The 21973-nt window shown below is 62.5% G+C and carries 12 protein-coding genes and 1 other RNA gene; 7 read left to right on the top strand and 6 right to left on the bottom strand.

Annotated elements, in window-relative coordinates; genetic code table 11:
* Positions 1 to 216: 216 nt before the first annotated feature.
* The 3 genes from ABE456_RS16800 to ABE456_RS16810 all read left to right on the top strand — a co-directional run bounded on the left by ABE456_RS16800 (position 217) and on the right by ABE456_RS16810 (position 5982).
* Complete coding sequence (locus tag ABE456_RS16800) at positions 217 to 1887, top strand: lactate permease LctP family transporter (RefSeq protein ID WP_346644912.1); 1671 nt, start codon at positions 217 to 219, stop codon at positions 1885 to 1887.
* Between the two features lie 63 nt (positions 1888 to 1950).
* Positions 1951 to 3096: an FMN-dependent L-lactate dehydrogenase LldD gene (gene lldD / locus ABE456_RS16805; protein WP_346644913.1), complete on the top strand. Its 1146-nt coding sequence runs from the start codon at positions 1951 to 1953 to the stop codon at positions 3094 to 3096.
* A 75-nt stretch (positions 3097 to 3171) separates the two neighbouring features.
* The gene (locus ABE456_RS16810; RefSeq protein WP_346644914.1) at positions 3172 to 5982 is read left to right on the top strand and encodes an FAD-binding and (Fe-S)-binding domain-containing protein; all 2811 of its coding nucleotides are present in this window, start codon (positions 3172 to 3174) and stop codon (positions 5980 to 5982) included.
* 302 nt (positions 5983 to 6284) lie between these two features.
* Here ABE456_RS16810 and ABE456_RS16815 read toward each other — a convergent pair whose 3' ends face one another.
* On the bottom strand, positions 6285 to 6533 hold the full coding sequence (locus ABE456_RS16815; protein ID WP_346644915.1) for a hypothetical protein: 249 nt from the start codon (positions 6531 to 6533) through the stop codon (positions 6285 to 6287).
* 395 nt (positions 6534 to 6928) lie between these two features.
* Here ABE456_RS16815 and ABE456_RS16820 point away from each other — a divergent pair, with 395 nt between their 5' ends.
* Positions 6929 to 7219 (top strand): hypothetical protein, encoded by a 291-nt coding sequence (locus ABE456_RS16820; RefSeq protein WP_012274266.1) that lies wholly within the window; start codon positions 6929 to 6931, stop codon positions 7217 to 7219.
* A 99-nt stretch (positions 7220 to 7318) separates the two neighbouring features.
* Positions 7319 to 7717, top strand: a transfer-messenger RNA (tmRNA) gene (ssrA, locus tag ABE456_RS16825).
* Between the two features lie 145 nt (positions 7718 to 7862).
* On the opposite strand, the gene ABE456_RS16830 is transcribed toward ssrA, so the two are convergent.
* The gene (locus ABE456_RS16830; RefSeq protein WP_346644916.1) at positions 7863 to 13646 is read right to left on the bottom strand and encodes a CHAT domain-containing protein; all 5784 of its coding nucleotides are present in this window, start codon (positions 13644 to 13646) and stop codon (positions 7863 to 7865) included.
* A 381-nt stretch (positions 13647 to 14027) separates the two neighbouring features.
* Positions 14028 to 14240, bottom strand: a complete 213-nt coding sequence (locus ABE456_RS16835) for a hypothetical protein (RefSeq protein ID WP_346644917.1) — start codon at positions 14238 to 14240, stop codon at positions 14028 to 14030.
* Positions 14241 to 14459: 219 nt separating this feature from the next.
* Here ABE456_RS16835 and ABE456_RS16840 point away from each other — a divergent pair, with 219 nt between their 5' ends.
* On the top strand, positions 14460 to 15107 hold the full coding sequence (locus ABE456_RS16840; protein WP_346644918.1) for a hypothetical protein: 648 nt from the start codon (positions 14460 to 14462) through the stop codon (positions 15105 to 15107).
* Positions 15108 to 15253: 146 nt separating this feature from the next.
* Here ABE456_RS16840 and ABE456_RS16845 read toward each other — a convergent pair whose 3' ends face one another.
* Both ABE456_RS16845 and ABE456_RS16850 read right to left on the bottom strand, forming a co-directional pair.
* Positions 15254 to 17647, bottom strand: a complete 2394-nt coding sequence (locus tag ABE456_RS16845; RefSeq protein ID WP_346644919.1) for a TonB-dependent siderophore receptor — start codon at positions 17645 to 17647, stop codon at positions 15254 to 15256.
* A gap of 139 nt (positions 17648 to 17786) precedes the next feature.
* The gene (locus ABE456_RS16850) at positions 17787 to 19325 is read right to left on the bottom strand and encodes an MFS transporter (protein WP_346644920.1); all 1539 of its coding nucleotides are present in this window, start codon (positions 19323 to 19325) and stop codon (positions 17787 to 17789) included.
* Positions 19326 to 19529: 204 nt separating this feature from the next.
* Between ABE456_RS16850 and ABE456_RS16855 the strand changes: the two genes are divergently transcribed.
* A complete protein-coding gene (locus ABE456_RS16855) occupies positions 19530 to 20393 on the top strand; it encodes a LysR family transcriptional regulator (protein WP_346644921.1) in 864 nt (287 codons plus the stop codon).
* Positions 20394 to 20488: 95 nt separating this feature from the next.
* Here ABE456_RS16855 and gabP read toward each other — a convergent pair whose 3' ends face one another.
* Positions 20489 to 21880, bottom strand: a complete 1392-nt coding sequence (gabP, locus tag ABE456_RS16860) for a GABA permease (RefSeq protein ID WP_346644922.1) — start codon at positions 21878 to 21880, stop codon at positions 20489 to 20491.
* Positions 21881 to 21973: the final 93 nt, after the last annotated feature.

The raw sequence follows: 21973 nt of genomic DNA on the forward strand, positions 1-21973 counted from the left end.
CCTATTCTCGCCGATTCACGCCACGCAAACACCCATCAGCACAGGATTTTCCCAGCCCATCAGGTGCCCGCTCATCGGCGCACGACCAAAGTTTTGCGCAGGACAAATTGACACACCCACGACAGCGCTTTTAACCTAGCGACCAGCCATTGTAAATTGGTATTACCAATTATCCAATGCCAGTGCCTGACCAACAACAATTAGGGGCCACCCCATATGCAAACCTGGCAACAACTCTATAGCCCGCTTGGTAGTCTTGGCCTGTCCGCACTGGCGGCGGTCATCCCCATCGTGTTCTTCTTCCTGGCCCTCGCCGTGTTCCGCCTCAAAGGCCACGTGGCGGGCAGCATCACCCTCGCACTGTCGATCCTGGTGGCGATCTTCGCCTTCCAGATGCCTGTCGACATGGCGTTCGCCGCTGCGGGTTACGGCTTCCTCTACGGCCTCTGGCCAATTGCCTGGATCATCGTTGCCGCGGTGTTCCTGTACAAACTCACGGTCAAGAGTGGCCAGTTCGAAGTGATCCGCAGCTCGGTGCTGTCGATTACCGACGACCAGCGCCTGCAAGTGCTGCTGATCGGCTTCTGCTTCGGTGCCTTCCTGGAAGGTGCGGCAGGCTTTGGTGCACCGGTGGCAATCACTGCCGCGCTGCTGGTGGGCCTGGGCTTCAACCCGCTGTACGCCGCCGGCCTGTGCCTGATCGCCAACACCGCACCCGTGGCCTTCGGCGCCCTGGGTATCCCGATCATCGTGGCCGGCCAGGTCACCGGCATCGACGCCTTCCACATCGGCGCCATGACCGGCCGCCAGCTGCCGCTGCTGTCGCTGTTCGTGCCGTTCTGGCTGGTGTTCATGATGGACGGCCTGCGTGGCGTGAAGGAAACCTGGCCTGCCGCCCTGGTCGCCGGCCTGAGCTTTGCCGTTACCCAGTACTTCACCTCGAACTTTATCGGCCCAGAGCTGCCCGACATCACCTCGGCGCTGGCCAGCCTGATCTGCCTCACCCTGTTCCTGAAAGTCTGGCAGCCCAAGCGTTCGTTCAGCGAAGCCAAAGGCAGCGTCGGCGCTGCCGTGGTGCAGCCAAGCGGCAGCCAGCCAACGCCCTATAGCTTCGGCGAGATCTTCAAGGCCTGGTCGCCGTTCCTGATCCTCACCGTGCTGGTCACCATCTGGACCCTGAAACCGTTCAAGGCAGCCTTCGCCCCAGGCGGCGCGATGTACAACTTCGTGTTCAACTTCGCCATCCCGCACCTTGACCAACTGGTGATCAAGACCGCACCGATCGTCGCCGCGCCAACCGCCATGCCAGCAGTGTTCAAGCTCGACCCGATCTCCGCCACCGGCACCGCGATCTTCCTCTCGGCGCTGATTTCCATGGCGGTACTGAAGATCAACTTCAAAACTGGTCTGACCACTTTCAAAGAGACCTTCTGGGAACTGCGCTGGCCGATCCTGTCGATCGGCATGGTGCTGGCTTTCGCCTTCGTCACCAACTACTCGGGCATGTCCTCGACCATGGCCCTGGTGCTGGCCGGTACCGGCGCCGCGTTCCCGTTCTTCTCGCCGTTCCTCGGCTGGCTGGGCGTGTTCCTGACCGGTTCCGACACCTCGTCCAACGCCCTGTTCAGCTCGCTGCAAGCCACCACCGCGCACCAGATCGGGGTCAACGACACCCTGCTGGTTGCGGCCAACACCAGCGGCGGCGTGACCGGCAAGATGATCTCGCCGCAGTCGATCGCCGTGGCCTGCGCCGCTACCGGCCTGGTCGGCAAGGAGTCCGACCTGTTCCGCTTCACCGTCAAGCACAGCTTGTTCTTCGCCACCATCGTCGGCCTGATCACCCTGATCCAGGCCTACTGGCTGACCGGCATGCTGGTTCATCACTAAAGTGAAAGGGGCCGGGCGCCAACGCGCGCCCGGCACTCCCCACAAGCAACGCTGCGAGAATCCATGATCATTTCTGCCTCTACCGACTATCGCGCCGCGGCCCAACGCAAGCTGCCTCCCTTCCTGTTCCACTACGCCGATGGCGGCGCCTATGCCGAGCACACCCTGCGCCACAACGTCTCCGACCTGGCCGGTATCGCCCTGCGCCAGCGCGTGCTGAACAACATGTCCGAGCTCAGCCTTGAGACCAAACTGTTCAACGAAACCCTGAGCATGCCGGTGGCCCTGGCCCCGGTCGGCCTCACCGGCATGTATGCCCGCCGTGGCGAAGTGCAGGCGGCGCGCGCAGCGGCGGCCCATGGCATCCCGTTCACCATGTCGACGGTGTCGGTGTGCCCGATCGAAGAAGTGGCGCCAGCCATCGACCGGCCGATGTGGTTCCAGCTGTATGTGCTCAAGGACCGCGGCTTCATGCGCAACGCCCTGGAGCGGGCCAAGGCTGCCGGGGTCAAGACCCTGGTGTTCACCGTCGACATGCCCGTGCCCGGCGCCCGCTACCGCGACGCCCACTCCGGCATGAGCGGCAAGAACGGCCCGCTGCGCCGCGTGCTGCAAGCCATGACCCACCCCGAGTGGGCGTGGGATGTAGGGGTGATGGGCCGCCCGCACGACCTGGGCAACATCTCCAAATACCGCGGCAACCCCACCGGCCTTGCCGACTACATCGGCTGGCTGGGCAACAACTTCGACCCGTCGATCTCGTGGAAGGACCTGGAGTGGATCCGCGAGTTCTGGGACGGCCCGATGATCATCAAAGGCATCCTCGATGCCGATGACGCCCGCGATGCGGTCAAGTTCGGCGCCGACGGTATCGTGGTGTCCAACCACGGCGGCCGCCAGCTCGACGGTGTGCTGTCCAGCGCCCGCGCCCTGCCGGCGATTGCCGACGCGGTCAAAGGCGATTTGAAGATTCTCGCCGACTCCGGCATCCGCAGCGGCCTCGATGTTGTGCGCATGATCGCCCTGGGCGCCGACACCGTGCTGATCGGCCGCGCCTTCCTCTACGCCCTTGCCGTGCATGGCCAGGCCGGGGTGAAGAACCTGCTGGAGCTGTTCGAGAAGGAAATGCGCGTGGCCATGGTGCTGACCGGCGCCAAGACCATCAGCGAAATCACCCGCGACTCGCTGGTACGCGAACTGGGCGCCTGACCGCCTGCACGAACGACCGCCTGATAGACCCGGGGCATGTGGCACGCAGATGCCACAGCCCCGCGAGGAGACTGCATGAGCCTGCCCGCCGCGTTCCTGCGTGATGCCGAGCGCCTGATCCCCGCCGAACGCCGGTTCGACGACCCCACCTCCACCCTGGCCTTCGGCACCGACGCCAGCTTCTACCGGCTGATCCCCAAGCTGGTGGTGCGCGTCGAGTCTGAAGACGAAGTGGTCGGCCTGATCAAACTGGCCCAGCGTGAGCGGGTGCCGGTCACCTTCCGCGCCGCCGGCACCAGCCTGTCTGGCCAAGCTATCAGTGACTCGGTGCTGATCGTGCTCGGCGACAACTGGAATGGCCGCGAAATTCGTGGCCAGGGCGAACAGATCCGCCTTCAGCCCGGCGTGATCGGCGCCCAGGCCAACGCCTGGCTGGCCCCCTTCGGGCGCAAGATCGGCCCCGACCCGGCCTCGATCAATGCCTGCAAGATCGGCGGCATCGTCGCCAACAACGCCAGCGGCATGTGCTGCGGCACCGCACAGAACACCTACCACACCCTGGCCGGCCTGCGCCTGGTGCTGGCCGACGGCACCCGCCTCGACAGCGAAGACCCAGCCAGCGTCGCCGCCTTTGAAAGCAGCCACGCCGACCTGCTGGAAGCCCTCGCCCGCCTGGGCCGCGAGACCCGCGCCAACACCGCATTGGCCGAGCGCATCCGGCACAAGTACCGGCTGAAGAACACCACCGGCCTGTCGCTGAACGCGCTGGTGGACTACGACCAGCCGCTGGATATCCTGCAGCACTTGCTGGTCGGTTCTGAGGGCACCCTGGGTTTCATCAGCGCGGTCACCTACGACACCGTGCCCGACCACCCGCACAAGGCCAGCGCCCTGCTGGTGTTCCCCAGCGTCGAAAGCTGCTGCCGCGCAGTGACCGTGCTCAAGCGCCAGCCGGTTTCCGCCGTAGAGTTGCTCGACCGCCGCAGCTTGCGCTCGGTGCAGAACATGCCCGGCATGCCGTTGTGGGTAAAAGGCCTGTCGGACAACGCCTGTGCCCTGCTCATCGAGTCCCGCGCCGCCAGCCAGAGCCTGTTGCACGAGCAACTGCAGCAAGTGATGGCCTCGATCGCCGACTTCCCGCTGGAACAGCAGGTGGATTTCAGCGAAGACCCGGCCGTGTACAACCAGCTGTGGAAAATCCGCAAAGACACCTTCCCCGCTGTCGGCGCCGTGCGCCAGACCGGCACAACGGTGATCATCGAAGACGTGACCTTCCCCATCGAGCAACTGGCCGAAGGCGTCAACCGCCTGATCCAGCTGTTCGACAAGCACCGCTACGACGAAGCGATCATTTTTGGCCACGCGCTGGAAGGCAACCTGCACTTCGTCTTCACCCAGGGCTTCAACAGCGCTGAGGAAGTCGCCCGTTACCAGGCGTTCATGGACGACGTGGCGCAGCTGGTGGCCGTGGAGTTCGGCGGTTCGCTCAAGGCCGAGCACGGTACCGGGCGCAACATGGCACCGTTCGTGGAGCTGGAATGGGGCCATGACGCCTACCAGCTGATGTGGAGCCTCAAGCGCCTGCTCGACCCCAACGGCATCCTCAACCCCGACGTGGTGCTGAGTGAAGACCCGGATATCCACCTGAAAAACCTCAAGCCGCTGCCGGCCGCCGACGAAATCGTCGACAAGTGCATAGAATGCGGCTTCTGCGAACCGGTGTGCCCATCCAAGGGCCTGACCCTCAGCCCGCGCCAGCGCATTGTCATGTGGCGTGATATCCAGGCCAAACAGCGCGCCGGCATCGACACCCGCGAACTGATGCAGACCTACCAGTACCAGGGCATCGACACCTGCGCCGCTACCGGCCTGTGCGCCCAGCGCTGCCCGGTCGGCATCAACACCGGCGAGCTGGTAAAGAAACTGCGCAGCCAGGCCGCCGACCACGGCAAGGCCGCCAACTGGCTGGCCGAACACTTCCACACCGCCCTGAGCGGCGCCCGCCTGACCCTGACCGCCGCCAACACCGCACGCAAGCTGCTCGGCGCCCCGCGCCTGGGCCGCCTGAGCGCCTCGTTGAGCAAAGCCAGCAACGGCCGCCTGCCGCAGTGGACCCCGGCCATGCCACAGCCGCTGCGTCCCCTGGCCTTAGGCCCGGCCAGCAACGACACCCGGCCCCGCGTGGTGTACCTGGCCGCCTGCGTATCGCGGGTGATGGGCCCAGCCTTTGCCGACCGCGAGCAAAGCTCGCTGCTGGACAAGACCCGCGCCCTGCTGGAAAAGGCCGGTTACCAGGTGGTGTTCCCCGACAACCCCGACAGCCTGTGCTGCGGCCAGCCATTCGCCTCCAAGGGCTACCCCGAGCAGGCTGAACACAAACGCCAGGAACTGATCAACGCCCTGCTGCACGCCAGCCGCGGCGGCCTTGACCCGATCTACTGCGACACCAGCCCCTGCACCCTGCGCCTGGTGCAAGAACTGGGCGACACCCGGCTGGACCTGTATGACCCGGTGCGCTTCATCCGCACATATCTTGTCGACCGCCTGGAGTTCACCCCCCAGGACGAGCCGGTGGCTGTACACGTGACCTGCAGCACCCAGCACCTGGGCGAGAGCCAGGCCTTGATCGACCTCGCGCGGCGTTGCAGCAAGCAGGTGGTGATCCCGGAAGGCATTCACTGCTGCGGCTTTGCCGGTGACAAAGGCTTCACCACCCCCGAGCTGAATGCCCACTCGCTGCGCAGCCTGAAAGACGCGGTGCAATATTGCAGCGAAGGCATCTCCACCAGCCGCACCTGCGAGATCGGCCTGTCGAGCCACAGCGGCATCGACTACCACGGCCTGGTCTACCTGGTAGACCGCGTCACCCGGCCACGCAGTATCTAACAAGCTGACGCGATCCCCCTGTAGGATCGGCCTTGCGTCGCGATCGGGCCGCAAAGCGGCCCCACGATTTTTGCATCGACGCTGATATCCCGGGGCTGCTGTGCAGCCCTTTCGCGACACAAGGCCGCTCCCACAGGCACAGCGTCAACTCGAAGCGAGCACAGTACCTGTGGAAACAGGCGACGCGATGGCTGGCACAGGCCTAGCGCATGCCCTGGGCCTGACACGCTCCCTGTAGGAGCGGGCTCACCCGCGAACACCGGCAAAGCCGGTGCCATCCCCCACTGGACTTCCTACGCTGCTCAAGGCGCGCGACCCAGCACCAACTCAGCCAACGCCCTGCTCATCTGCACGTTGTGCACCGAATTCACCAGCATGCCGATTCCCGGCTCACCGGCATTGCCACAAATGTATTCATCCAGGGTGTCTTCAATGCCGCGCATCAGCTGTATGGCATGCAACAACGCCTCATGCGAAGGCACTGCGCTATCGATGGTGTAGAACGGGCGAGGAGTGGTTTTGGCGGGTGGATCAGGAACAATTTTCTTCATGGTGATTCTCCGATATCAAAAAGCGGAGCTATCACCTTCTTCCTCTCACAGAAGGAGGCGGCAGCCGTAGGTGGGGTGAGAGACCGGCGATCATCGGAATTCCGGCCAGGCCGAAGCCTGCCCACATACGGCTGCCATAACAAAGGCACGATGAATTGCCGGGCTCTCACCCCCGGTCGCCAAACCAAGGCGACCCAAGGCAATTAGCCCCTGCACTCATCATCGACAACAGAGAAACGGCTGCGGCGGCGGTAGGATAATTCCTAATCCATTCCCACCCGAAGCATTTAGTTTCAGGTTCAGAATTTGCCTACAGCCGCAAAGATTGAACCCTCGCGAAATTGCCACAGTCCACCCTACAGGCCCACCTTCCAGAGGCCCAGAAGGAGACTTCCATGAAAGGTACCGCGCTTTCGGCCCTGTTCGCGGCCGCCACCCTGCTGGCTTCGCCGGTGTTTGCCGCCGAAGACCTGTGCACCACCAACCTGCAAAAGATCGACGACAGCATGGCCACCGCCGGCGCCACCTCCGAGGGCCTGGACAAGGCCATCACCGAGCACGTCGACAAAGCCAAGGCTGCCCAGGCCTCGGGCGACACCAAGGAATGCATCGCCATCACCAGCAAAGTGCTCGAACGCCTGGAAAAAACCGAGAAAGGCAGCGGCACCGGCAGCGGCGGTGCATGAGCCCATGCGCGGGCGACAGGACCGGCTGTCGACGTCGCCCGCACAATGGCGTATACTCCGCCTCACGTGCCGTAAGGTGCGTTAGCCAAGAGCTAGTGTGGGGCCGATTAGGATTCGACGCCGGTAGCGAAACTCTAGGTGCATGCCGAGTTGGTAACAGAACTCGTAAATCCACTGTTGCAACTTTTATAGTTGCCAATGACGAAAACTACGGCGTGGAGTACAAAATGGCCGCGTAAGCGGTCACTTTGACCCATTGCTTCTGGTAGCTTCGGCTCCAGCAATCACTAGGGGATGCCTGTAAACCCGAACTGATTGTCATATAGAACAGGATCGTCGCGTAGCACGTTGTGGGCGAAGTGACTAAAACTTACACAACTCATCCAAAGCACCCTGCCCGTCGGGCGGCTGCGGATTAAATCAGTAGACACGGCTAAGCATGTAGTACCGACAGCGGAGTACTGGCGGACGGGGGTTCAAATCCCCCCGGCTCCACCAAATCCAAAAAAGAAGACGCCCTCGGGCGTCTTTTTTGTGCCTGGAATTTGCGGTGGGTGGGTCTACCCTCTTCACTCCCTGGAAGACGCCATCATAAGGCCTGAAGGCGACGCTCAAGGTGTAGCCGCCAGGCTGCGGCTACAGGTCAGCGGCGCTTCATCAGAACCCTGGCGATGTTACCCGGGACCTGGGCCTGCTTAGGCTTGCCGTCCCAATTCAGCCAACACTCTATCAGCTGCAACTGGCGCACGACCGACTCAAACTGCCGCGCCGTAATGCGCTGGCCTGCCAGCGCATCATCGTAGCTGTCGATCAGTGTGCGCTCGGCAACGTCCCGCGAGCCCTCTGTGCCCCCGGCAACCCCGATCAGCCAGCGGGTCAATTGCACATCGGCCTTCATCACCGCATCGAAAACGCCGAACGATTGTTTGTAGCGGGCCTGTGCTTCGGCTTCGCAGCGAGCCAGGTCGGGGATTGAAGGCGACTCCTTAGGCACCATGATCTGCAGTTGAATCCGGTTGATCATCGCATAGGGATTCCAGTCGGGCGTCAGCTTGTCTTCACCCGCCGCATAAGCATCCATGGCGGCTTTAAGGCTTTGATTGATGACATTCTTCAATGCCTTGGACCTGGCCTGCTGACTCTGGAGCAGCACGATATACGCTTTACGCTTGAGGGCGCGCCCCCGCATCACCTGACGCCGCGCCAGCAATACGCCGGGCTCGGCTTCGCAGACCTTGCTCAACCCATCGGCACGTTTGATGGCCGCATCAATCAACTTGCGAGCCTTCTTGAAATCGGCAGCGTCGCCCACCTGGCTCGGGGCCGCCGCCAAACAGGCCTGACGAATCTCCACATCGATCAGTTTTTCCACTGCTGTCAGCGGCACACAACCGCGGCCATTGAAGCGGGCAAGTGCCTGCAGGAAGGATTCGTGCGCCACTTGCAATGCCTGGGCCTCGCTCCACTCGTTGTACAGTAGCCCCAACCCATACTGGACTTCGGCCTGGTTGATCCAGTTTTCCGGCAGCCCCTCAAGCCGCTTCTGTACCTGATCGAATACCTGCTGGAACCCTCCCCCCGCGCTTGCCGGGTCCGGGTTGGCTGCCTGCAGTCGCCTGCCCTCCAGCCAGTCGAGCAATTCCGGAGAGCCTCGCAGGCAGCGATTACTGCCGTCACCGGGAGGCAGCAGCCTGAGCTGGAACAACGGGTCACCGTAAGCCTGGTAAGCACCCCAGGTGTTGCAGCCGGGGAACTGTTCGAGGGTTTCCAGACGCGCACAGGCAATGGCTTCGGCGAAGTGATCGCCATTGATGGCCAGGCGGTTGAAGAAGGTTTCGCTAAAGCAGCAGGCGGCACTGTCATCGACCTCCCACCCGGCCGCCACCACACAGCGCACGCCCATGTTGATCAGCTCTTGCGCCAGGCTCGCCGCCAGCCGGTTGCCACCGGGTTCTGACACCCCGACCTTGCCCAGGTGGCAGCAGCTGAGGAACACCAGGTCCGGCACGGTTTCCATACGGTCGATCTCGGCGGCGGTCAGCAGCAAACCGTCGGACAACACCACCCCGCTACGCATCTGCCCGTAAATGTCTTCGCTGCGGAACACCCCATGGGCACAGATCACCAGCACCCGGTACGGCCTGGCAAAGAGCAGGTCGAACACCTCCACGGCGCTGGCGTCGTCGCCCAGGTTCCAGGTCGCGTAGCCCGCGCCATCGAGCACCCGGCCCACTGCTTGGCTTTCGCGTCGGGCGCCGGGCAGGCTCACCAAGCGGTCCGGCCAAGGCCCTTCCCCCTTGGGTTTGAACTGCTTGAAGTAGCCCTGGGTGTCAGGGTTGCCGATCACACAGGCATTCATCAGGTCGGTGCGCACCACTTCGCGCCGGTAGCTCTGAGTGATGAACTGGCGCACCAGGCGGGTACGCTTGATCAGCGGCTCGCCATCGGTCTCGAGCATCTCCCAGGGCAAGTTGGCGCTGCTGTCATCAAGCACCAGCATCAGGTTGTCCGCCTTGCGCACCGCACTTTTGAAGGCGAGCGGCAGCATCAGCTGGAACAGGCTATTACCGAAGAACGCTGCAGAGTCGTAGCGGGTGCTGGTGGGCCCGCGCACGGCGCTGTCGACCATTTTCTCCAGCAATCCTGGCTGACGCTGGTCGACCAGCGCCTCGACCCGGGCGCGCTGGCCCATGTACAGGTAGTTGAAACGCTGCGCCGGCCTGGCCTCCCCCGCCTCTGCCGGGCCATAGTTACCTTGCACACCATCGGCGCTGCTGACCTGCAGGCGCGGCCAGTAGTTGCCGGGCGGCGTAATACTAAGGCGCGGCCGTGCGCCTTCACCGAACTGCACGGCCCGGGCCGGTTCCAACCGGCTATTCAGGCGTTGCAGCTCGCCGGCCAGTTCGTGGTCCAGGGTGGCAACTGCGTAGCTGGCACAGATCGCCGCATCGACGAACATTTCCACAATGTCCAGGCGCGTCACCGCCGCCGGGCGGCCCTTGGGCCCGGCGCAGACCGCAGCATAGTCGCGGTTGGCCTGCAGCACGCCGAGGGTCACAGCGCGGATGGATTCCTCCACGGTCAACTGGGCACTGGAGTTGGTGCCCAGCAGCAGGCTGGCGATATGCAGCGGCAGCAAGTCCTCCGGCTTGTCGGGGTCGACGATGAGTTGGGTCTGGGTGTACTGGTCCACGGCGCTCAGCAGGTAACGCAACACGCCGTTACGCACCGCGCGGGTCACTACCTCGGCGGTAAGTTCACCCATTTCGCCAAGGCCGACCATCAAGGCGCCACGGCCCGTGCCACGGCGCACCTCCTCGGCCGTGCGCGGCACCAGCACTACCGTGGCATTGCCCAGTTCGCCAGAGTACAGGCCCAGGCGCTGGCGCTGGGACAACACGCCATTGACCAGGGTTCGGTCGATGACGGCTTCGGCACCAGAAATCGGATCGCCGCGGAAGTGGCCGCAAATCAGTGGCACCTGGGCACAGCTCAGGTCCATCGCCAGCACGTTGACCTGCAGGGTGAGCAACTCGGGCTTCGGCTCCAGGCTGTTCGTGCGGCCAAGCACCTGGCTGAGCAACTGGGCATCGGACGGGTAACCCGGCGGCCCACCACGGAAGCTCACCTGCGCGCTCGCCCGCTCTGCAGTCCGGCTTATGGGTAGCCGCTCCAGGCGTTTAGGCGTGCGCTTGAGCAGCAGGCTTTCGATGTCGGGGAAGTAGCGCTTGGTCGACGCCAGCTCACCATGCACCACCGGCATGTACCAGCAACGGCTGTCGGGCAGGTTGGCCAGCTTCCCGGAGCGCCAGGTCACCGTGCCGTCACCCTGGGGAGTACCGCGCAGCATCAGCTGCTTGCCACTGATGTCCAGGCCGCAGGGGGTGTTCTTGCCCTGGCCGTAGACATAGGCAACCCGCTGCGGGTCCTCGTCGATCCATGAGTTGTCGCCAAGCGCCAGCCAGGACTGCTTGACCTGTTCCAGTACTGTGGTCTCGGGACGCGCGCCCAATTCGTCGCCGAACCAGAAGTCATCGTTCTTCATCGCCAGCTGACTCCAGCTGGCATTGCCGAAGAAGTCCACCGGGCTGCGCCCGCCGACGTCCTCGAACTCGGGGGCTGGCAACAGGTGCAAGGCACCCGGGAACTTGCCGATGATGTCGAGGATCTGCGGCAGGCTGTTGTTCAGATCCACCCGCGCCAGCATGCGGATGGTGTCGGACTGCCCCAGCAGGGTTTCCACCATGGAATAGGCGCCGTGGTTCGGCGTGCCGAGCATCACCACCAGCCCGTCGGCTTGCTCGATCAGGTCCTTCCAGAGTTCAGGGTCATGCCTGAAGGCCGCGCGCACAACCAGCCCGCCCATGCTGTGGGCCAACAGGCGGATGCTCTTGCCCGGGTTATCCTTGAGTTGTTTGCGCAACGCCGCGGCCAACTGCCTACCCAGTTCCGGCAGGGGCTGACGCCAGTCGTAATGGTGGTCGAACACCTCGTGGGTGGCTCCAAGGTAGTTGTGCAAGTCCCCATAGGCTTGGTTGATCAGGCCCTGACTGACGACCTGCGGCACCTCCATGGCAATAAGCCCCAGGCCGCGCAAAGCAAGCTCCAGCGGGTCGAGCCAGACGGTGTTCTCGCCAACGCCCAGGCGGCTGCCGAGGATGCCCGGCAGGATGAACACCACCGCTTTGGCCGCCATCTGGCTCCTGACCAGCAAGGCTTCCTCTGCAGGCCGCTCCGGTTGCGCAGCAACGCCCCGCGAGGCCATGCCCCTGTCCAGCAACCAGTCACCCATGCTGCTGGGCAGCGGACGGTTGCGGTACCTGACTGTGTCGCGAAAGTAATGGAAGTGATTGACCTGCGGACCGTCGACCGCCATGGCAAGGGCTTCCTGGGCATGGTCGAACAAGCCGCCGTACATGGAGTCGGTGTTGACTACCAGGTCATTGCGGGCCAGGTCGAACAACGCCCAGTTGACGAACATGAAGCCGATACGCTGGAGGATGCTGCTGGCCGACTCGTCGGTATCGCCGGCGACGATTGCCATTTTCAGGTTCGGCAGTGGCCGGGCCCGAGCCAGCAACATGCCCATGGGTGCCTCGGGCAGCATGGCCTCGATACCGGGCACCACTTGTGGCTGCATACGTTTGTCGGCGATTTCCAGGACCACCCGTTCGAGCAACTTCAGGCTGCGGGCCGCGACCTGGGCGGCCGCACTGCCGGCGACCGGCGTGGCAATCGCGCCCACCGCAGCGCCGACGCCCCAAGTGGCGAACTTGCGCACCAGGCTCAGCAGGCAGGAGAGGAACACATCGAGGTTGTCGGACAGCAGCGCGGTGCCACGGGCCGGAGCGGCCACGCGTACGTAGTGGGTGATATTCAGTTGCTTTTGTTGAAGCAAGTTGACGAGCGCGTGAAGCTTGGCCTGTTCGGTTTCAGCAAAGGCCAGGCGCTCCTGGGCTCGTGCCGGGTCTTGCTTTTCCTGCTCGATTTCATCGGGCCTGGGATCACGGCGGTAATACTCGATCCATTTCGACAACTGCGCATCGTTGGGGTCCATGCACAGCAAATCGGCAACCAGCCCGCCGCGCGAGTGGCTGACCACTTGCAACTGGGCACCTTTGGGCAGCCGCTCGACCGCCTGCAGCGCATTGTCGATCGGGCTTTGTGAGAAGGTGCGATGCTCCAAGGCAACAATCTGCGTACCGAACTTCAGTTGCAGGTCTTTCCAGGCCTGGGTGCTCGGCAGCTCGCCAAAACTGCCCATCGTGTGCGAGCCCGTGCCGTGGATGAACAACAGGATCGGCTTGTCGGCATCCAATACGCTGGCGTTGGCAATCGTGTCCAGGGGGCTCAACACGCCACCGTTCCATCGGTACAGCCCGGGCGGACCGGCAAGCTGGCTTTCGATGGCGGTCATCAGGGCCGTGGCCCCCTTTTGCGCTGCCCAGTCCACGGCAAGGCCGGTGGCCCTGTCGATGACCAGCGCCTTGGCGGCTTCAGTGATGGCGTCATCTTCCAGCACCAACTGCCGGACCTGGCGCCAAACCCAATCCACGGCACCGCGATTGCGGCCCTGACTGTCAGTGAAGCGAGCGAAGTCGATGGCACCATCGCTGTCGACCACGTCCGGGCGGGTGCGGCGCAACTGTTCGACCAGCGCATCGGCGCGGATATAGATGGTCGAGCCATCGGCGGCGTCCAGCGCCAACAGAGCATGGGGGTCATTCAAGGTTTCGCTGCGGGGGGCATCACTGGCGCGCGCGGCGGGTGCCAGTTGCCAGCTTTGCACCACGCGGAGGTTGTCCAGAGTGCTGACCGGTCCGCCACTGGCGCTGCGACTGGTCGAGGATGCCGGTTGCGCCAGCGTGCCATCTGCGGATTGTTGCAGGGGCAGCCTGATCAGTGGAGGGGCGTCAGTTGGCTTCATGGTCAAACCCTCAGTATTCTTCCCCTCACTAAAGTTCACGCCAAGTTATATTTCAAGACAACTTTATACATAAGAATTTCGGTGTTTCAAAAAGATAACAGCTCCAACTTAGTTAATAGCAAAAGTTTCGATGATATCGATTTTTTATAGCGAGCCTAGTAAACACTGAAACTTCTTTACTAAGTGTGCAGCCGCTGTCGCCAGGCTGCGACCGGCTGCCTGCAGGAGCAGATTGCCCCGCGATTAAACGTTGCGAGAAAGTAGGCCGTGAGCCGGATATAGTTGGGAGAGATCCCGGCCCGTTGTAGATCTCTTCGAACGTACCGTCGCGGTTCATGCGGATGCCCAGGTAATGATCAGGCACAGGGTGCACCAGGAAAGTCAGGCTCGTGCCAAACGTTGTATTGATCCTTCGTTAAGCGTCAACTTATAGGCCAGGCTTGCAACCACCTCGCCTATATCACCCACTAGACGGCCATCCAGGGTGAACGGTTTGCCTGGGTAAGCCGCCTGCAACTGGGAGACGGCTGCGAACAACCCTGGCTCCTTGAACGACTCCATTTCGAGTTCTAGCAGGAACTGTTCATGCTCCATGCAGGCTACCTTGCGGGTAGTGTCGAATGGCCATACCCTAAGCAAAATGGCAGGTAACGTCCACGTTGGCTGTTCATACAGGAAAACAATCGGCGCAGGTACAAGCGCCTGGCTCAGGCTGGTTCACCCCCTTGCTGCCAACCGCTCATATACCTGTAAAGTTTTCAGACACACGCTATCACTTTACGGACCGTTCACGACCTCAAGGATTGGCACTTCATGGACCATCAAGCACTCAAGACCCGTCACCGCCAGGAACGTGAGAGCCATCACCCCAACCTCACCTTGCGCGTTCATCGCGCATTGAGCTGGCTGAACCGCGCCGAGCAGACGGATGATGTTGATGGTCGCTTCGTATTTCTGTGGATCGCGTTCAATTCGGCCTATGCGACGGACATCGACGAAGCGTTTCGCCTTTCCGAGCAGTCCACCTTCAAGGCATTTCTCGACAAGCTCTGCGCACTGGACAAAGAGAACCTGATCGAGAACCTGGTGTGGTCCGAGTTCTCGGGCAGTATCCGGGTATTGTTGAACAACCCCTATGTATTCCAGAGCTTCTGGGACCACCAGAACGGCAAGATCACCGAGCAGCAGTGGACAGAGCGTTTTGCCAGCGGCCAGCGCACCGCACAGCAAGCGCTGGCCAACCGCAACACTGCCACCGTACTGGGGGTGCTGTTCAATCGCATCTATACCCTGCGCAACCAGATCATGCATGGCGGCGCCACCTGGAACAGCAGCGTCAACCGGGACCAGCTGCGTGACTGTGCCAACCTGCTCGGCAAGCTGGTGCCGGTGATCATCATGTTGATGCTGGATAACCCAGATACGCTGTGGGGTGATGCTTGCTATCCGGTTGTTGCGTGATCAACGCAGTGGATGGCACCGGCCGCGCCGGCGTTCGCGGCTGAAGCCGCTCCTACAGGTATCGCATGAGCCCAAACCTGCGCAGTACCTGTAGGAGCGACTTTAGCCGCGAACACGGGCGCAGCCCGTGCCATCCACAACCCGCTTTACCAGCTGTAGCTCAACTTGGCCGTAACCTCGCGCCCCGGGTTGTAGTAGTTCGCCGTACCCGACCCCACCACATGCTGCTCGTCAAACAGGTTGCTGACATTCAGCGCAAGGTCGGTGCCCTTGGCAATCTTGTAGTTCAGCGCCGCGTCAAACAGCGTGGTTCCGTCGCTTTTCTTGGTGTTGGCAGCATCCATGTAATAGCCCCCTACGTACCGAGCACCCAGACCAACGCTCACGTCAGTGTCGGCAATGTCGTAATAGCTCCACAGCGAAGCCGTATGTTTCGGCGCCACGGTGAACTCCTTGCCCTTGAGCGAACTGCCGTCATATAGCGCACCCCGCAGCACCTCAGTCTCCATGTAGGAATAGGCACCGATCAGGCTGAGGTTTTGCGTGACTTGCGCCTTGGCTTCCAGGTCCAGGCCACGTGCACGTGACTCGCCCACCGTCTGCTGCTCGATAATGCCGCTCGGCAGCACTACGGCGATGGTGACGTTTTCCTGGGTCAGGTCATAAACGGCGGCAGAGAACAACGCGTCCATGCCCAGCGGCGAATACTTAACGCCCACTTCGTACTGCCTGCCGGTCTGCGGGGTTACGCCAACCTGCGGAGGCGAAACCGATTCCACCATGCTTACGTATGTGGAAACCTCATCGTTGACGATGTAGGTCAGCGCGCCACGGTACGAAGTTTCAGAGAAGTTGTCGCTTTGCTTGTTCACCCCGCCGACGTATTCCGTGCTGGACAGGTCCATGGAGTCATTACGCACACCCGCCGTCGCGATCAGGCGGTCATAGAAGGACAGGTTCTGCTGCAGGAACACGGCCTTGGTGGTTGCGTCGTTCTTCTTGCGGGTATACGGCGTAACGCCACCGGGAACGCCAGTGAACACCGGGTTGGCGATGTCGATGGAAGGTGCAAGGCTGTACACCGAACTTTGCCTGGTGGTCGAGTCGAGGTATTCCACACCCACCAGGGTGCTGCTATCGATGTGCTCGAACTGGGCATCGTACTGCAGCATCAGGTTGCCGTTGAGTTGGTCGGCATCGCTGTCAGTGCCGAATACGTAGCGCGGTATGGTGGTGCCAACCCGCGAAGCGCTGTCGCTCAGGTAGACATAACCAAAGTCATCGCTCAATTCGCTGTAGCGCAGGTTGCTGCGCAGGGTGAAGCCATTGTCGAAGTCGTGGGTGATGTTGCCGCTGAGGCTGGTGCGCTCGACATCGTGGAAGTTATAGCCGGGCTCACCAAAGAAATCGCTGCGGTCGTATTCCTTGTCCAACGGGTAGCCACCGCTGTTCGGCGAGCTGTTGGTCTTCAGGTAATCGAGGATCACCGTGGCCGAGGTGAAGTCCGTGGGTGCCCAGGTCAGGCCGCCCATCACGAAGCGGTTGTCGTCCTGCGAGTGGTCGTACTCGCGGTCGCTGTTCTGCATCTTGGCCGTGAAGCGGCCGGCCAGCGTTTGCTCGTCGTTGAGGGCATCGCCCACATCGATACCGGTCTCGGCATGGTTGTACGAGCCGTAGGTCACGTAACCTTGGCCAAACTGCTCGAAGCGCGGCTGTTTGGTCACGAAGTTCACCGAGCCGCCCGGGTCTGCCGGGCCAAACAGTGTGGAGTTGGCGCCGCGCAAAATCTCGATGCGCTCATAGGCATACGGGTCTTCGCGCACACCACGCATCGAGCTCAGGGTCAGGCCGTCACGGTAGGTGGTGGCCTGAAAGCCGCGGATCTGGAAGTAGTCGTTGCGATCGTCCGAGCCGTAGAAGTCACTGACCACACCCGGGGTGTATTGCAGGGCCTCTTCCGTGGTGCTGACACTGCGCTGCTCCATCTCCTTGCGGGTTACTACCGACACCGAGGCAGGCGTATTGAGGATGCTGGTCGCCACCTTGCCGCCAACCCAGAGTTCCTTGGCTACCACCGAATTGATGTCATCGTCGGCACTGGCCTTGACCTTGGCATTGATGATGACTGGCGCCAGCCGATAGTCCTCGGTCGCGCCAAGCTCCAGCGGGCCGGCAGGCTTGGTTTGCGGAATCACCAGGTAGGCATTCGGGCCCTGCTGCTCGACCTGTAACTCGGTCCCTTGCAACAACAACGACAGCGCTGCCGACGTTTCCAGGTTGCCCTGTACGCCTTGGGTGTTGCGGTTGGCTATGTGCTGCGCATCGAAAGAAAGGCTGATACCCGCCTGGCGCGCAAAGCTGTCAAGCGCCGGCGCCAGTGGCCCGCCAGGAATGTTCCACTGCTGAAGCTGGTTGTTGTGATCAGCAGTCAAGGGTTGCGCCAGTGACGGTAGCGCGTAGCTACTGACAAGCAAACCCAACAACGCACCATACAAGGCTCGATTCAATGGATGGCGCAGTGGAACCGGGGTCAAACTCATTTTCTCGCTCCGTAGAGAGGTCGGCGGACTGGCCTGTATTTCGGCCTTCTCAATAAGCCGAACGAGAATGAGAAATCACCTCATTTATTTTGCAGATAAGTTTGCAGTGGCAAACGCCATGGCTGTTTGCACACCCGCTTCAGGATTGTGGTTGCGTCAGCAGCGTCTCCTGCATAGCTGGCAGCGGCCGGCTCAACAACACGCCAACCAACAGCGCAAACAGCAGCGCGGTAACCCCCGCAACCTGCAACACGGCCTCGAAACCACCCATGAACGCCTGACGGGCCAACGGACCTACCGCTGCCCGCAGGCCGGGGTCGAGCATGGCTAGCGCCGCCTGCAAGTCACCCGCGGCAACCCGAGGGGTCATCGCGGCAACCTGGCTCAATTGCGCGGGGGCCACGGCGGCCATGGCCTCGTAGAGGAGTTGCCCGCTGCGGGCGGCCAATACGCCACCCAGCGCACCAATGGCCAGCACAATTGCCCCGAAGCGCGTGGTGGTACTTAGCCCCGACGCCATGCCGGTACGCTCACGCGGCACGCAGGCCATGATGTTCTTCTGCGTATCGCCATTCAGCAGCCCGGCGCCAGCGCCCAGCACCAGGCTGGCCAGGGCGAATGCGCTATAGCCGCCGTACCCTGCGGCCCAGGCACACAACAGGTTGCCCGCCCCTACCAGCACCAGGCCCAGCGCAAACACCTGCGCCGGGCTCAAGTGTGCGGCCAGGCGCATGCCCAGGCGCGGCGTTAGCAGCATGGCTATGGCGAACGGCAACATACCGGCACCAGCGGCCAGCGGCGATAGCTGAAGGCCGGCCTGCAGGTACAGCGGCAGCAGGGTCATCATCACCTGGGCACACGCAGCGTAGGCGAACATGCCCAGCAAGGCCCCCACAAAGCGCCCACTGCGCATCAACCGCAGGTCGATCATCGGCCGCTCCTGGCTGCGCTCGACCATGACGAAAAGGCCGAACAGGAAGGCGCTGATCACCAGCCGCCCGAGGGTTTGCGCGCTACCCCAGCCCACCTGGTTGGCATCGATCATTGCCCAGATCAGGTAGCCCAGGCTGCCGGCGAAGGTCAGGCTGCCCCACGGGTCGAGCCGGGCTGCAGCGCTGTCGCGGGACTCCTCGATGCTGCCCATGACCATGAATGCGAGCAGTGCAACCAGCGGCAGGTTGATGTAGAAGATCCAGCGCCAGCCCAGGGTGCTGGCGATCACCCCGCCCAGCAGCGGCGCAAAGGTGATGGTGGCACCCATGCAGGCGCCCCAGAAGGCCCAGGCGCGCATGCGCTCCTGCGGCTGGTGAAAGCGGTTGCCGATCGCGGCCAGGGCTGCGGTCAGCAGCAATGCCGCGCCAACGCCCTTGGCGGCCCTGGCCAGGTCGAGGAACACCAGGCTGGGCGCCGCACCGCAGGCCAGCGAGGCGAGGCCGAACAGGGCCAGGCCGATCAACAGCATGCGCCGCCGGCCAAAGCGGTCGGCCAGGCTGCCGGCGGGCAGCAGGCAGGCGGCAAAGGCCAGCAAGTAGGCGCTGACGACCCATTCGATATCGGCGAACGAACCGGACAGGTCGCGGGCGATGCTCGGCAGGCTGACCGCGACAATGTTGGTATCGAGGATGATCAGCGCACAGACCAGGGAAGCGGTGAGCAGGGTGAAACGCGCAGAGGGCATGATGGGGCTCCAGATGCAGAGCTGGTTGGCTTGGGTACTTTTCTACTGCAAGATCGCCGGGGGCTGCTTTGCGGTCCCTGCAATGCCACCGGCAGACTTTGCCCCCAAGCCACCAGCCTTGTAGTGTTGGCCTCACCATAACGCCGCCAGCACCCAGCCTTGTTAGCCCCGGCGGCCTGCGTCATTACCCTGTAGGTAACACCCATGGAAATCCGCCATTTCCGTTACTTCCTCTGCGTCGCCCGCCACGGCCATTTCACCCGGGCAGCCGAGCAATTGGGCATCGCCCCGCCCACCCTCAGCCGGCAGATCCAGGACATGGAGCGCGAACTGGGTGTGCGCCTTTTCGAGCGCAATCAACGTGAGGTCAACCTCACTGCCGCCGGCCAGGCCCTGCTGATCGAGGCCGAACATGCCGTGCGCCAGTTCGACGCTGCGCAACTGGGCGCACAACGGGCAGCCCGTGGCGAAAGCGGGCGGATCGAACTGGGCTACGTGGCCTCGGCCGCCTACTCAGGCATGCTCCAGCAGCAAGTGGCTCACTACAGCGAAACCTGCCCCGGCGTGCGCCTGAACATTCGCGAACTGCCCATGGCCGAACTGCCCGGCATGGTCCGCGATGGCCTGCTTGACCTTGCCTATGTGCGCTCGCCCATGGAACTGCCGGAAGAACTCGAAGCCGTCGCGCTGCACCAGGAGGGTTTCGTCCTCGCCCTGCCTGCCAGCTCGCGGATCAATGAAGTGCCACAGATCCCGGCCTCGCGCCTGGCCAATGAAACCTTCATCCTTCCCGAGCAGATTTCCGGCACGCTGGAGGTGGCCGCGCAAGGTGGTTTCGTTCCTCGTCTTGGTCCGCAGCCTGGCAGCCTGGTGGCGGTGATCACCCTGGTGTCACTCGGCCAAGGCATTGCAGTGGTGCCAGAATCGGTAGTGCAACGCATCAGCCTGCCGCAGGTGAATTACCGACGGATCGTCGACTGCCAGGCCAGCTCGTGGCTGAGCCTGATCCACCGTCGCTTCGAGAAAGCGCCGGCAGTGATGAGGTACATCGAGATGATGAAGGGTTGAGCGGTCACATTAGTCGCGCGACTTTTCAGCCGCCCTGAAAAAACAAAGGGCACCCATCCACTGGTGCCCTTTGCCCTACCGCCAGGTGAACTCAATCACCCCATCGAACGCGCCCCCACAGGTTGCGCATGGCCACGCGAGGTCACGATCCCCAGGAAGGAAATCACGATCGCCAGGCCCAATGTCGCACTCACTTCCGCCCGGTGCTCAGGCGTATACATCATCACCGCCAGTGCCCCGCCAATGAAGATGATCACCGCCCAGGTCAGGTACGGGAACAGCCACATGCGGAACTTGAGCTCGGTGTTTTCCCGCTCCAGGCGGCGGCGCATGCGCAGCTGTGAGATGGCGATGACCATGTACACCAGCAGGGCGATGGCGCCAGAACTGGCCAGCAGGAACTCGAACACACCTTTCGGCGCAAAGTAGTTGAGGATGGCAATGGCTGCACCGATCAGGGTGCTGCCGAACACCGCCGCACGTGGCACGCCAACCTTTGAGGTCTTGTTGAGGAAGGCCGGAGCGTCACCGCGCTTGGCCAGCGAGTACATCATCCGCGAGGCGATGTAGATCGACGAGTTCATGCAACTGGTCACCGCCACCAACACCACCAGGTCGACCATGAACGCCGCGTTGGGGATGTTCATGATTTCCAGCGCGCGCTGGTAGGAGCCCACCACCGCCAGCTGCGGGTCATTCCACGGCACCACCGAGATGATCACGAAGATCGACAGGATGTAGAAGGTGCTGATACGCCAGATCACCGAACGGGTGGCCTTGGCGATGTTGCGCGACGGGTCGCTGGATTCGGACGCGGCGATGGTCACCGCCTCGGTGCCGATGAAGCTGAACATCACGGTGATGAACGCGCCGACCACCGCCGACCAGCCCTTCGGTGCAAAGCCGCCGTGCTCGGCCATCAGCCCGCTCAGGCCGCTGACCTCGCGGTTGGGCAACCAGCCCATCAGCGCGGCAAAGCCCAGGCCGATGAAACCGAGAATCGCCGTGACCTTGAGGATGGCGAACCAGAACTCGAACTCGCCGTACTTGGCCACGCTGAACAGGTTGGTACCGGCCAGCAGCAGCACCGAAGCCAGGGCGAAGATCCAGCTGTCCACCTGCGGGAACCAGGCGTTCAGCACATGCCCGGCAGCCAATGCTTCGATAGGGATCACCAGTACCCAGAACCACCAGTACAACCAGCCGATGGTGTAACCGGCCCAACGGCCGATGGCCTGGTCGGCATAGGTGGAAAACGATCCGGTGTCAGGGTGTGCCACGGCCATTTCGCCGAGCATGCGCATGACCAGTACCACCAGGGTGCCGGCCACGAAATAGGAGATTATGGTTGCTGGCCCGGCTGCCGCGATGGCATGGCCAGAACCTACGAAAAGTCCGGCGCCGATGATGCCGGCGATGGACAGCATCGTTACATGACGTGGCTTGAAACCTTGTGCAAGGTTGCCATCAGATCCCACGGTGTTCATTGATGTTGTTCTCTTTTTGCTGACACAAGGATGGACGGGCAGGTGTAGGCGAAAATATCTCCTTTGAATTCAATAAGTCGACACGTTACTCGC

The sequence above is a fragment of the Pseudomonas sp. TWI929 genome, assembly GCF_039673335.1.
Classification (GTDB): domain Bacteria; phylum Pseudomonadota; class Gammaproteobacteria; order Pseudomonadales; family Pseudomonadaceae; genus Aquipseudomonas.